The organism is Streptomyces sp. NPDC047049 (assembly GCF_040643995.1).
Taxonomy (GTDB): domain Bacteria; phylum Actinomycetota; class Actinomycetes; order Streptomycetales; family Streptomycetaceae; genus Streptomyces; species Streptomyces mooreae.
Window position 1 is genome coordinate 139,039 of the sequence record NZ_JBEYVM010000013.1, and the last position, 12,129, is coordinate 151,167.

The 12,129-nt window shown below is 66.7% G+C and carries 8 protein-coding genes; 2 read left to right on the forward strand and 6 right to left on the reverse strand.

From position 1 onward, the window contains the following. Positions 1–68: 68 nt before the first annotated feature. On the forward strand, positions 69–1,868 hold the full coding sequence (locus ABZ851_RS25865) for an ABC-F family ATP-binding cassette domain-containing protein (RefSeq protein ID WP_361131912.1): 1,800 nt from the start codon (positions 69–71) through the stop codon (positions 1,866–1,868). A gap of 396 nt (positions 1,869–2,264) precedes the next feature. On the opposite strand, the gene ABZ851_RS25870 is transcribed toward ABZ851_RS25865, so the two are convergent. The 4 genes from ABZ851_RS25870 to ABZ851_RS25885 form a co-directional block, all read right to left on the reverse strand. Then, positions 2,265–2,621 (reverse strand): hypothetical protein, encoded by a 357-nt coding sequence (locus ABZ851_RS25870; protein ID WP_361131915.1) that lies wholly within the window; start codon positions 2,619–2,621, stop codon positions 2,265–2,267. Between the two features lie 145 nt (positions 2,622–2,766). After that, on the reverse strand, positions 2,767–7,575 hold the full coding sequence (locus ABZ851_RS25875) for a putative T7SS-secreted protein (protein WP_361131918.1): 4,809 nt from the start codon (positions 7,573–7,575) through the stop codon (positions 2,767–2,769). Then, the gene (locus tag ABZ851_RS25880; RefSeq protein ID WP_361131921.1) at positions 7,572–8,195 is read right to left on the reverse strand and encodes a hypothetical protein; all 624 of its coding nucleotides are present in this window, start codon (positions 8,193–8,195) and stop codon (positions 7,572–7,574) included. Before ABZ851_RS25880 ends, ABZ851_RS25875 begins: the two co-directional genes overlap by 4 nt. Positions 8,196–8,197: 2 nt before the next feature. Next, entirely contained in the window at positions 8,198–8,617 is a 420-nt protein-coding gene (locus ABZ851_RS25885; RefSeq protein ID WP_361131924.1) for an SseB family protein, read from the reverse strand. 457 nt (positions 8,618–9,074) lie between these two features. On the opposite strand from ABZ851_RS25885, the gene ABZ851_RS25890 reads away from it, so the two are divergent. Beyond that, positions 9,075–9,881 carry a LuxR C-terminal-related transcriptional regulator gene (locus ABZ851_RS25890; RefSeq protein WP_361131927.1) on the forward strand — a complete coding sequence of 269 codons (807 nt, stop codon included), beginning with the start codon at positions 9,075–9,077 and terminating at the stop codon, positions 9,879–9,881. 10 nt (positions 9,882–9,891) lie between these two features. On the opposite strand, the gene ABZ851_RS25895 is transcribed toward ABZ851_RS25890, so the two are convergent. After that, on the reverse strand, positions 9,892–10,200 hold the full coding sequence (locus ABZ851_RS25895) for a hypothetical protein (RefSeq protein WP_361131930.1): 309 nt from the start codon (positions 10,198–10,200) through the stop codon (positions 9,892–9,894). Between the two features lie 30 nt (positions 10,201–10,230). Continuing rightward, complete coding sequence (locus ABZ851_RS25900; RefSeq protein ID WP_361131933.1) at positions 10,231–11,901, reverse strand: sodium:solute symporter family protein; 1,671 nt, start codon at positions 11,899–11,901, stop codon at positions 10,231–10,233. Positions 11,902–12,129 lie beyond the last annotated feature (228 nt).

Here is a 12,129-nt window from a genome sequence, read left to right on the forward strand (position 1 = left end):
TCCCGGCGGCCCTCCTCCCCACGCCGACTAGGCTGGGTGGATCGATCGATCTGAAGTGCAGGAGCGGAATGGCCACGAACCTCGTCAATCTGGAAGCTGTCGGCAAGGTGTACGGAACCCGTGCCCTGCTCGACGGTGTCTCGCTCGGCGTCAACGAGGGGGACCGGATCGGCGTCGTCGGGCGCAACGGTGACGGCAAGACCACCCTGATCCGGATCCTCGCCAAGCTGGAGAGCGCGGACGACGGCCGGGTCACCCACAACGGGGGGCTGCGCCTCGGCGTCCTCACCCAGCACGACTCGCTCGACCCGGCCGCCACCATCCGGCACGAGGTCATCGGCGACCTCGCCGACCACGAGTGGGCCGGCAACGCCAAGATCCGCGACGTGCTGACCGGCCTCTTCGGCGATCTGCACCTGCCGGGCTTCACGCAGGGCCTGGACACCGTCATCGGCCCGCTCTCCGGCGGTGAGCGCCGCCGCATCGCGCTCGCCAAGCTGCTGATCGCCGAACAGGACCTGATCGTCCTCGACGAGCCCACCAACCACCTCGACGTCGAGGGCATCTCCTGGCTGGCCGGCCACCTCCGCGCCCGCCGCTCCGCCCTCGTCGTCGTCACCCACGACCGGTGGTTCCTCGACCAGGTCTGTACGCGGATGTGGGACGTCCAGCGCGGCGATGTCCACGAGTACGAGGGCGGCTACAGCGACTACGTCTTCGCCCGCGCCGAGCGCGAGCGGATCGCCGCCACCGAAGAGGCCAAGCGGCAGAATCTGATGCGCAAGGAGCTGGCCTGGCTGCGGCGCGGCGCCCCGGCCCGTACGAGCAAGCCCCGCTTCCGCATCGAGGCCGCCAACGAACTGATCGCGGACGTCCCGCCCCCGCGCGACAACGCCGAGCTGATGAAGTTCGCCAGCTCCCGCCTCGGCAAGACCGTCTTCGAGCTGGAGGACGTCAGCATCCAGGCCGGGCCGAAGGTCCTCCTCAAGCACCTGACCTGGCAGCTGGGCCCCGGCGACCGGATCGGCCTGGTCGGCGTCAACGGCGCAGGCAAGACCTCACTGCTGCGGGCGCTGGCCCAGGCGGCCCGGACGCAGGGCGAGACGCAGCCGGTGGCCGGCCGCGTCGTCGTCGGCAAGACGGTGAAACTGGCCTACCTCTCCCAGGAGGTCGGCGAACTCCCCCCGACGCTGCGGGTGCTGGAGGCCGTCCAGCAGGTACGCGAGCGGGTCGACCTGGGCAAGGGCCGCGAAATGACCGCCGGCCAGCTCTGCGAGAAGTTCGGCTTCACCAAGGAGAAGCAGTGGACGCCGGTCGGGGACCTCTCCGGCGGTGAACGCCGCCGCCTGCAGATCCTGCGCCTCCTCATGGACGAGCCCAACGTCCTCTTCCTCGACGAGCCCACCAACGACCTCGACATCGAGACCCTGACCCAGCTGGAAGACCTCCTCGACGGCTGGCCCGGCTCCCTCATCGTCATCAGCCACGACCGCTACTTCGTCGAGCGCACCACGGACCGCGTCTTCGCCCTGCTGGGCGACGCCACGCTGCGGATGCTGCCGCGCGGCCTGGACGAGTACCTGGAACGCCGGCAGCAGGTCATCGACGCGGCCACTCCGGCGCCCGCCCAGCAGACCACCGCCCCCAAGAAGACCGCCGCCGTCAACCGCGCCGCCCAGAAGGAACTCCAGAAAATCGAACGCCAACTGGACAAGATCGGCGCGAAGGAAGCCACCCTCCACACCCAGATCGCCGAGAATGCGACCGACTTCGAAAAGGTCGCCGGCCTGGACGCCCAACTCCGCGAACTGAGCGCGGAGAAGGATGAGCTGGAGATGCGGTGGCTGGAGTTGGCTGAGGAGGCGTAGCCCCTGTTCCCAGGAGCCGGACGGGGCACGGCTCCTGGGAACGCCGGTCAGCACGGGGACGGCCGGACCTTGTACGTCATCTGGTGCCCGGCGGCGTCGCGGCGGGCGGCCTTGTTGTGGTGCTACTCGGCCCCGTCCTGCGGCACCGCACCACCAGTCTGCTGGGTGATGCCCTTGGTGAGGTTGTACTCCCCGCCTACAGTGTCAGCGGCGCCCTGATCCGGCACTTCGGCCTCTCGTCGGGCTCACTGACGAATCTCCTCCGCCGTGTCCCCGACCGCCGAAACCCACGTCACCCACGTTCATCGTTGGTTCGGTGATTGCACAGCTGCGGCGGTTCCTGGACGAGTGCAGGAAAGGCGGGAATGTTCTGCTGGTGAATCGGTTCGCAGCTATCTACCTGACTTGCCGGAAAGGACCAAAGTGTGAAGGTGCGTCAATCCATTCGTTATCTTCATGCCATTGGCAGTGGGTGGCCAAAACATAGCCAGCACCTTGGTTGAGAACGAACAGCTCAAAGGGCTCTATTGGACTGGCGGTGATTCCAAGCCTCTCGCGGGCACCTTCAAAATCCTCTTGTTCGATCTTTAGCCGCTCCATTTTTGCGGCGATGCTCATATGGCGAACGTTTGAGAATAGAACATCTACTCTCGTGTCCCCTTCGTGTCGTGGTGCGCTGCGCAACAGGAGCTGTGAGTAGCTGAATGAGTAATTCCATGTCTTAAAATTGCGTTCCCATTCGACTAGCTGCATGGCGCCTCCTTGAGTCGTTGAGATGGGGGCTATGATTCTACAGGCGGGTTGCTTGCCACGTTGGTTAGGGCGACGCATGCGGGGTAATAGGTGGCTTGATTTTCTTTATTGGATGCAATGTCGGGGCGCGCATTCTTGCTCGCATTCACCCTATTCCAGCCTGTCTCCTCAAGTCCCCGAAATCCGGCATGGACAAGTCTACCTTACCGCCTTCATGCCAAAATGATATCGAATCCCATGCTCTTGCCTCACGTCTGATGCTTTCACCTACGTGATACATTTCGCGCTGCGTGGTAAGCCAGTTATCGCCGCCGCCTTCCTTGTAAAAGTCCTCGAAGACTTCTTGGAGGCTCCCTCTTTTTCCGTTAGTTAGCCTAAATCCATCAAGGACCACGTGTATTCGCCTGTGTGGCTCCATGTGGGCCACATGTCTCACTTCTGACAGTGCGTCATCTCGCGTACGATCCATGAAATGTTCGAAATTGTGCTTTGCTGCGAATCTACGCAGATCCCCCTCATCTTCCAGGCCCAGTGCGATATCGCACGGACTGAGGCCCATGGGGTCCGCACTCGCGTGCGGATTAGTGACGTACGCCACCGGATTGGGTGATGGTGCGATCCCCAACGGATCCGCAGAGATGTATCGGCTACTCTCTGGGGCGTAGTAACGGAAGTAGTTGTAATGCAGGCCTGTTTCAGCGTCGTACAGCTGACCTGGGAACCGGAGTGGAATGTATGCGGTGGCGGATTGATTCCATACCGTACTTCCCCAGATGGTGCAGCGGCTTTGCCAGGAGATGTCGCCAGATTCTGACGCAAGGTGTGTCGGGCTTCCCGTGGAGTCAGCGATAACGGCGAAGAAGCGCTCGTCGATTGCCTGGTCGGGTATCGGTGATCCGGGGCTGGCGATCTTCCGTTCGGTCTGGCTGACCGGGGAAATGCCGCTATATTCCCATGTGAGAGAAATAGATTGGGTGGCACGTGCTAGTTGGGAGCACTGTTCGGTGAGGGTCGAGCCATCCCAGGTGAAAGATATTTCTTCAGTGGCCTCTGTGTAGCCATTGCGCCAACATTGTTTGCCTATTCGGCGACCGAAAGGGTCGTAGAGGTAGCGCCAGGTGGCGCCGTCTGGCGTGTCGACGGATGTAAGTCGGCCCTCGGCGTTCCAGGAGAAGCGCCAGGTGTCTGGTTTGCGAGAGAGGCGAATTTTTTGGCGCAGGGTTACTCGGCCGAGGGCGTCGTGTTCGTAGCGTATACGGCCGGCGCGGATGATGTTGGTGCCCTCGTAGGTCCTTTCGCCTCGGGCCGAGGGGTTGGCATGCCGGTCGGGCCAGGTGGCGTGGGTTTGGTTGCCAGCCTCGTCGTAGGCGTAGGTCTCGGTCCAGTCAGTGGCGTGGACGGCGGTGACCCGGCCGGCGCGGTCGAGGTCGAACGTGCGGCGGCCGGTGTGGGAGTCGTCGATCGCGGTGAGGTGGCCGTCGGGGCGGTAGGTGTAGCCGCGGTGGAGGACCCGTTGGGCTTCGGCGGCGGCAGTGTTCTGTGCCTGGTGCGCCCCAGTGGGGGACGGCACAGTCCCGGTGGCTGCTGTGGTGAGGGACTGGCTGGCGAGGCGGCCCGTGGGGTCCCAGGTGTGGGCGAGTTGGAGATGGTCGCCGATGGTGCGGGTGAGTTCTTGGCCTGCGGCGTCGTGGTCGAAGGTGAGGACGTGGCCGGCGATGTCCATGGCGGTGCGGTTGCCGGCGGCGTCGTAGGTGTAGGTGGTGGTGTGGCCGGTGGGGGTGGTGCGGGAGGTGCGGCGGCCCAGGGCGTCGTAGGTGAACGTCATGGTGCGGCCGTTGACGGACTCGGCGGTGACGCGGCCGAGGATGTCGCGGGTGTAGGTGACCGTCGCGTCGGGGTTGGCGGCCTGCTGGAGGTTGCCGGACACGTCGTGGGCGAATGTCGTGACCAGGCCGGCGGCATTCTTCTCGGTGATACGGCCGAGGGTGTCGCGGGTGTAGCTGGTGACCTCGCCGAGGGCGTTGGTGCGGGTCAGCAGTTGGCCCGCCGGGTCGTGGGTGTACGCCAGGACGCGGTCGTCGAAGTCCGTCTCGGATATGAGGCGGCCGGCGCCGTCGTAGGCGTAGTTCCAGGTGAGGCCCTGGGGATTGGTGACCTGGGTGAGGCGGAGTTCGGTGTCGTGGGTGAACTCGTGGCGGACGCCGTCGGGGCCGGTGCGGGCCGTGAGCAGGTCGAAGTGGCTGTACTCGAAGCGGGTGGTCTGGCCGATGGCGTCGGTGTGGGTGAGGCGGTTGCCCTCGCCGTCGTAGGTCCACTCCTCGGTGGCGCCGGCGGCGTCTATGCGGGCCGCGAGCCTCCCTTCGACGGTCCACACCATGTGGGTGGTCTCGCCCAGGGGGTCGGTGACGGAGGTGGTGCGGCCGAAGGCGTCGCGGCGGTAGCGGGTGGTGGCGCCCAGTGGGTCGGTGACGGTCAGGGGCAGACCGGCCTCGTTGCAGTAGAGGTGCGTGGTGTTGCCGAGGGCGTCGGTGATCGATGAGACGTGGCCGCGGGCGTCGTGGGTGTAGGTGGTCGTGGCGCCCGTGGGGTCGGTGGAGGAGGTCCGGTTGCCGTCGGCGTCGTAGGTGTGGGTCCAGCTGGTGCCGTCCGGGCCGGTGCTGGTCAGGGGCAGGCTGAGGTCGTTGTAGGTGGTGGTGGCGGTGGAGCCGTCGGGGAGCGTGATGGCGGTGGGACGACCCTCGTCGTCGTAGGTGAAGCGGGTGGTGCGGCCCAGTGGGTCGGTGCTGGACAGGACGCGGTGCTTGGCGTCGCGGACCGTGCGGGTGGTGGAGCCGGTGGGGTCGGTCTCCGCGACGATCTGGTGGCGTTCGTTGACCTCGTAGCGGGTGACGCCGCCCTGGGAGTTGTGGAGCAGGTTGGTGCGCAGGCCCGTTACGGGATCCGGCTCGCCCCAGGTGAACTGGGCGCGGAGGTGGCCCGCTATGCCGCCCTGTGAGGTGCAGCGGTCATCGTCGTCGTAGACGTAGGTGTAGCTGCTGTCGTTGGTGTCCGTCCAAGACGTGATGCGGCCGTGGTCGTCGTAGGTGAAGCGGAGCGGGAGGCCGGAGGAGTTGGTGGTGGTGATGAGGTTGCCGGCGTCGTCGTAGCCGTACGTCATCAGCAACTGGTCGGAGCCGTCGGGAGCCGCGCCCGCCAGATGCAGAGCCGTGATGCGGCCTTCGTCCGTGGTGAGCAGGAGGCGGTAGCCGGCGCTGTGGGTGATGGCGGTGGGGGTGCCGTCTTCGGTGTAGTCGAAGGTGTGGTGGTTGCCGTGGCGGTCGGATATCTCGTCGAGGACGGCGAGGTCTTCGGTGTAGGTGGTGAAGTAGCGGCGGGTGCCGGTGACCGGGTCGGTGAGGAGGTAGTCGCCGTCCGGGGTGCGCTCCAGGGGGTGGCCGTCGCCCTCGGTGGGGAGGGTGGGCACGCCTACGGCCGGGTGCGGGTAGAGGAGGAAGTTGCCCTCCTCGCCGATGAGGATGACGCCCTCGGCGTCGATCTCCAGCCGCTGGTCGACGGTGCTCATCCAGGTCGGGCCGAACCAGCGGCCGGTGCGGTAGGACGACTCGAAGGTACGGGTGAAGGCGAGGGGGAGACTGCCGGGGAGGGTGATGTCGGTCTGCGGCAGGATCATCCGGCCGGTGGCCATGTCGATGGGGTCGTTGCCGAAGATCTTGCACCAGGCGGTACGGGCCCGGTCCATGATGGTGCGCTTGCCGCCCTCCCTGACGGCTGACCGAGCAGCCCCCTTGAACGCGCCCTTCGCCGCCCCCTTCGCCGCCCCCTTGGCCAGCCCGCCGGCCCCCTTGCCTCCGACGACGTTCACCACCAAGGCGCCCCACGAGTCGACCGGGTCGCTGCCCCAGCCCGAGCCGAGTATGCCCTTGGCGGTGTCGATCGGGTGGAGGGGAGCCTGGGCCAGGCCCATGAGCGTGGTGCCGGCGTTGGCCAGGAACTTCCAGGGGTGGGTGATGTTGTAGGGATCCATGGGGTTGACCATGCGGGCGAGCTTCCACGTCTCGGCGCCGGCCTTCAGTGCGCCGCCGGCCAGGTGCATGTGCTCCAGGACGAACGCCTTGCCGCCGTCCTTGAGGGCAGCCCCGGCCAGGTCGGTGAACGCGGGCTTGTCCGGTGCGTGGGCCAAAGCCTTCTTGACGGCGTTGCGGGCCTTTTCGGCGGCCTCGTTGCGTTGGCTTCGGGCCTCCTTGAGGATCTCCTGAGCCGCCTCGCGGCCCCCGTCCCCCGGATCGACGTACTTATCGGGCTTCTGCGGCGCCGGCCCCGGGTCCGCGCCACTCTTTGCGATGTCGTTCCAGGCCTCGACGTCCCCGAGGTAGAACTTCACCTTCGTCGCATAGGACTCCTCGGCCTTCCGCGTCGCTTCCTCTGCCTTCTGGTACTTCTCGATCGCGTCGGCGGCTTTGCCCTGCGCCCAGGAGACCGTCTCCGCATACGCCTTCAGCGCCTTCGAGGCGTCGCCGCAGGCATCGGCCGCGTGCATCCACTGCTTGGGGTGCATGTCGAACTTCTCGCGGAAGGCGTCGGCGGCCTTGCCGCCCCAGCCTCGGTGCGAGCCCAGCTTGCGCATGCCATCGGCCACCCGGTCGAAGGCCGCCGAAAAGTCCTTCAGATGCGACGCGCTCTCGTTGATCTTCTCGACGTCGCCGTGGATGAGTTCCTTGGGGTCCTGGGTCTCATCGAGCTGACGCTCGTCGACGTGGGCACCCAGCGCGCCCGCGAGCTTGTCGCCGCCCGAGCGGACGGCATCCGCGGCGCCGTCCGCCCCGACCGTGTCCAGGACGTCCCCGGCCTTGTCAGCCCCGAACTCCACGATCTCACCGGCACCGCGTTCCGCGAGATCCGTGAACTGCCTCGCGCCCTCGCCGACCTTGTTGGTGAAATCCCCCAGCCAGTTCACTTGTTGCTGCCCCCGTGGTCTTCGGACTTCTTGGGTTCGTGGAACTCCGTCGTGACCTCGGCAGGGTCGTCAAAGGGGTGCGTCATCCGGTCGGGGACGGAGTGGAAGTCCTGCGCGAGCTTCTGGGCCGTGCCCTTCATGTTGTCCCGTGCCTCCCGCGACTCCGCGGAGTTCGGATCGAAGTCCGGGTGCAGAGCCTGCTCGAAGGGATTGTCTTCGGCGATCTGGCTCCAGGACCGCTTGTGCAACTGCTCGGCCGTCAGGCTCGGATCCCCCAGCATCGCGTTCGTCGTCTGCTTCAACGTGTCCGAGAGGTACTGCTCCTGCTCGTAGTAGATGCCGGCGGTCAGCTGCAGCTTCTTCGAGAATTCGTTGGCATCCTGCATCAGGCTGCGCACGCCCCAGCCCCAGCGGTCGCAGAACGATTCCAGAACCGACGCCAAGCCGTCGTCGCCGCATTCCACGCTGTCCAGGGACACTCTGTCGAAACCACGGCCGAGTTGGGCTTCGATGTCGAAGCCCAACTCCTTCAGCTCGGCTGTCGCCGCCCTGATGCCTTTGGTGATTTCCTCGAAAGCCTCCGGATCGAGCTGATATCCGGCGCCATTTATCAGTCCCATTCCTACGCCTTCCCACTGAGCGATGCGGTTTCGGACATGCCGCCTGCCGATACGTCGACGGCGACGCTGTCGGGCACGATTCCGGACACCGGAGGGAAGAGCGCCCCCTGCTCGCTCCCCGCGTCCAGCGCCACCCCCGTTGGACCCTCGATCGCGGGAATCAGCACGTCAAGGACCCGAGCGCCGGACACCGACACGTACTGCCACTCCGTCCCGGGTTCGCTCCCCCGGGACAGCGCGAAGCGGCTCAGCGCGTCCTCGTCGGTGAAGGCATACAGCCACCGGATGCCGTCCAACTCGGCCGACAGGAAGGTGTCGTCGACCGTCGGGAGCAGGATGTGGGTGCGGCGGAACTCCCCCACCAATGCGCCTGGATCCGGCTGTCCGGCATGGACTGCCGCTATCTCGTCGGTCAAAGACATGCGGAAAGATCCCCCGATGCGCCACGGACATTATGGAGCTGCAGAAGTGGTCAGCTGCTGAACTGGTGAACTACTGGCCCTACCTTGGCACATGACGCTGACAGCGAGACGCAAGGGCACCATCTGCGGATACCGGCCCATGGTTTCTTTCTTGTTCAATTACGTTCCCCGCGGCGGGCGGCGTCGCCCCGCCCCGGCAACTCCAAGCTTCCCGACGAGCAGACCGGCCTTCACTCCCGCCCCTGTGCTCCGCCTGCCCCACCCAGCGGGCCGAACCGCTGGCCCGCACACGCCCCCCCAACAGCAGCAACCAGCCCAGATTGGCCGGGATTCCAGCATTCCGGGGGCTTCTTCCCGGTAGGGGGCGCGTGATCGCAGCCGAGCGTGTAGCTTCCCGGGGACGAGCGGCCCGGCAGGGGGTCGCGCCGGGGCCCGCCGGGGTGGAGGGGGTTGCTCGATGGGCGTGCGGCTCATGGTGGTGGACGATCACCGTCTGCTCGCGGAGGCGCTGGCTTCGGCGCTGAAGCTGCGCGGGCACCGCGTCCTGGCGGCGGCCGCGCCGAGTGCGGGGGCCGCGGAGCTGGTGGTGAGCCGGGCGCCCGAGGTGTGCCTGCTGGGGACCGCCGTACCGGCCCGTCCCGGCGCCTTCGACCCGGTCGTACGGATCAAGAAGGAGCGGCCGCAGGTCGCGGTGGTGGTGCTGGGGCCGGTTCCCAGTCCGCGCGGGATCGCCGCCGCTTTTGCCGCCGGTGCCTCCGGTTATGTCCGTAACGACGAGCGGATCGAAGGTGTGGAGCGCGCCATGATGAAGGCGCGGGCGGGGGAGGCGGCGGTGGCGCCGCAGTTGTTGCAGCAGGCCTTCGAGGAGTTGCTGCACCCCGCGGCGCAGCCGGACGACGAGGGGGCGCGGCTGCTGGAACTGCTCACCCCGCGCGAGGTCGAGGTCTTGATGCGGGTCGCGGACGGCGAGGACACGCGGCTGATCGCGGCGGGGATGGACATCGCGCCGAGTACGGCGCGTACGCATGTCCAGCGGGTGCTGATGAAGCTGGAGGTGGGGTCACGGCTGGAGGCCGCGGCCCTGGCGGCGCGCACCGGGCTGCTGGACCGGGCGGCGGGCGGGCGCGCGGCGCCCGCCGCGGCGGTGGGGACGGGTGCGGGGACGGGCACGGGGACGCCGGCGAGGGCGGGGATGGCGGAGGGTGCCACGGCGGGGGCGGATCAAGACGATCCGGTCCCGCCTCCGCCTCCGCCCCCGCAGTAACACGCCCCGTTCAGCCCTCCGCGGACCCCTCCGCGATCCCCGCCCGCAACTCCTCCGCCGTCGGCGGCACGGCCGGCCGCAGCTTCAGCCAGATGAGGAAGAAGAGGCCGAGGGCGAGCATGCCCACGCCCGTCCACAGGTTGATGTTGATGTCCTGGGCCTTCTTGAGGTCGGCGTCCGAGGCCGTCAGGCCGGCGATGGTGACGATCACCCCGTAGACGACGAACAGGCCGCCGATGATGCGCCGTACGTCGAAGAGCCGCGCGGCGGTCGCCGACTCGCGCTCCAGCTCCTCGACCTCGTGCTGATAGTCACTCATGGTGCGTCAACTCCGCTGGTTCAGACAGGTTCAGAAGGAGAACGGGACGTAGCAGACGGCGGCGAGGACGAGCGCGCCCCAGCCCAGCAGGGCCGGCTTGCGGTACCACGCGTCGTCGCCCTCGGCCGGCAGTTCTTCCATGCCGGGAGACCGCGAGCCGTAGACCAGGCCCGCCAGGGACTCGGCCGGCTTGGGCTTGGTGACCAGGGTGACGAGCACCATCACCAGCGCGCCGACGACGAACGCCACGATCGAGGAGACGAAGTTGGCGCCCTGCTCGGAGGGGATCGCGATGATGCCCTGCTTGTAGAGCCCGAAGTAGTTGACCATCGCGGCGACCGTGCCGGAGAGCAGGCCCCAGAAGCCGGCCGCTGCGCTGGTCCGCTTCCAGAACATGCCGATGATGAAGACGACGAACAGCGGCACGTTGAAGAAGGAGAACAGGGTCTGCAGGTAGTTCATGATGTTGCTGAAGGACGAGGCGATGAACGCCGTGCCCATGCCGATCAGCACGCCGACCGCGGTGACCACGCGTCCGGTCTTCAGGTAGTAGCGGTCCTCGCGGCCCTTCTTGAGGTACGCCGCCCAGATGTCGTTGGTGAAGACCGTGTTGAAGGACGAGACGTTGGCGGCCATGCCCGCCATGAACGCCGCCAGCAGACCGGTCACCGCGATGCCCAGCACGCCGTTGGGCAGCAGGTCCCGCATCAGCACCGGGATCGCGTCGTTGTACTGCAGCCCGTCCTTGGACTTGCCCAGCGTCGGCTCCATGACCAGCGCGATCAGACCGGGGACGACCACCACCAGCGGGATGAATATCTTGGGGAAGGCGGCGATCAGCGGGGTGCGCTTGGCGGCGGAGAGGTTCTTCGCGGACAGCGCGCGCTGCACCTCGGCGAAGTTGGTCGTCCAGTAGCCGAAGCTCATCACGAAGCCGAGGCCGAGGACGATGGTGAGCCAGTTCGCGCCGAGCGGGTTGGCCTCGCCGATGCCGGTGCCCTTCCAGGCGGTCAGGAACGCGTCGCCGTGTGACGAGGTCAGCGAGTCGGTCAGGCCGTCCCAGCCGCCGACGCGCTTGAGGCCGACGACGGTCAGCGGGATCAGCGCGGCCAGGATGACGAAGAACTGCAGCACCTCGTTGTAGATCGCCGAGGACAGGCCGCCGATGGTGATGTACGCCAGGACGAAGAAGCCGGCGACGACGATCGCGACCCACTGCGGCCAGCCGAGCAGCGCCTGCAGCACGATCGCCATGGCGTAGAGGTTCACGCCGGCGATCAGTACGGACGAGACGGCGAAGATGACCGACGACAGCAGGTGCGAGGAGGGCCCGAAGCGGTGCAGCAGGAACTCGGGCACCGAACGGACCTTGGAGCCGTAGTAGAACGGCATCATCACCAGGCCCAGGAAGACCATCGCCGGGATGGCGCCGATCCAGTACCAGTGCACGGTGTAGGCCCCGTACTGCGCACCGTTGGCGGCCATACCGAGGATCTCGGTGGCGCCGAGGTTGGCGGCGACGAAGGCGAGGCCGGTGACCCAGGCAGGCAGCGACCGCCCGGAGAGGAAGAAGTCCAGGCTCGTCTTCACGCTGCGTTTGGCCGCGAATCCGATACCGAGGACGACGACGAAGTAGATGGCCAGGATCGTGTAATCGAGCCCGTTGGTGGGGAGCCGTAGCCCCTCGGCCAGGGTGATCATGGGCGACTCATTTCGCGGGTCGGGAGCGCGGCCCCCGGAGGACACATCGTTGTGTGCGATCGGAACGCACAAAAAGCTACGCGCGGTCCTCGGGAAACTGAATACTTTTGTTTGGTTCAGTTGCGCTTTCGTGATCGGGGTGGCCGGTATGCCGGGAATGTTCGCCCGGACTTCACCCGGGATTCGCCCGCAGCCCGTACATTGACGCAACTGTTTAGTTGTGCTTCA

Excerpts from the sequence above, each read along its gene's own strand:
- ABZ851_RS25870 (WP_361131915.1), bottom strand. The coding sequence starts at position 2,621 with ATGCAGCTAGTCGAATGGGAACGCAATTTTAAGACATGGAATTACTCA.
- ABZ851_RS25890 (WP_361131927.1), top strand. The coding sequence starts at position 9,075 with ATGGGCGTGCGGCTCATGGTGGTGGACGATCACCGTCTGCTCGCGGAG.
- ABZ851_RS25900 (WP_361131933.1), bottom strand. The coding sequence starts at position 11,901 with ATGATCACCCTGGCCGAGGGGCTACGGCTCCCCACCAACGGGCTCGAT.
- ABZ851_RS25865 (WP_361131912.1), top strand. The coding sequence starts at position 69 with ATGGCCACGAACCTCGTCAATCTGGAAGCTGTCGGCAAGGTGTACGGA.
- ABZ851_RS25880 (WP_361131921.1), bottom strand. The coding sequence starts at position 8,195 with ATGGGACTGATAAATGGCGCCGGATATCAGCTCGATCCGGAGGCTTTC.
- ABZ851_RS25895 (WP_361131930.1), bottom strand. The coding sequence starts at position 10,200 with ATGAGTGACTATCAGCACGAGGTCGAGGAGCTGGAGCGCGAGTCGGCG.
- ABZ851_RS25885 (WP_361131924.1), bottom strand. The coding sequence starts at position 8,617 with ATGTCTTTGACCGACGAGATAGCGGCAGTCCATGCCGGACAGCCGGAT.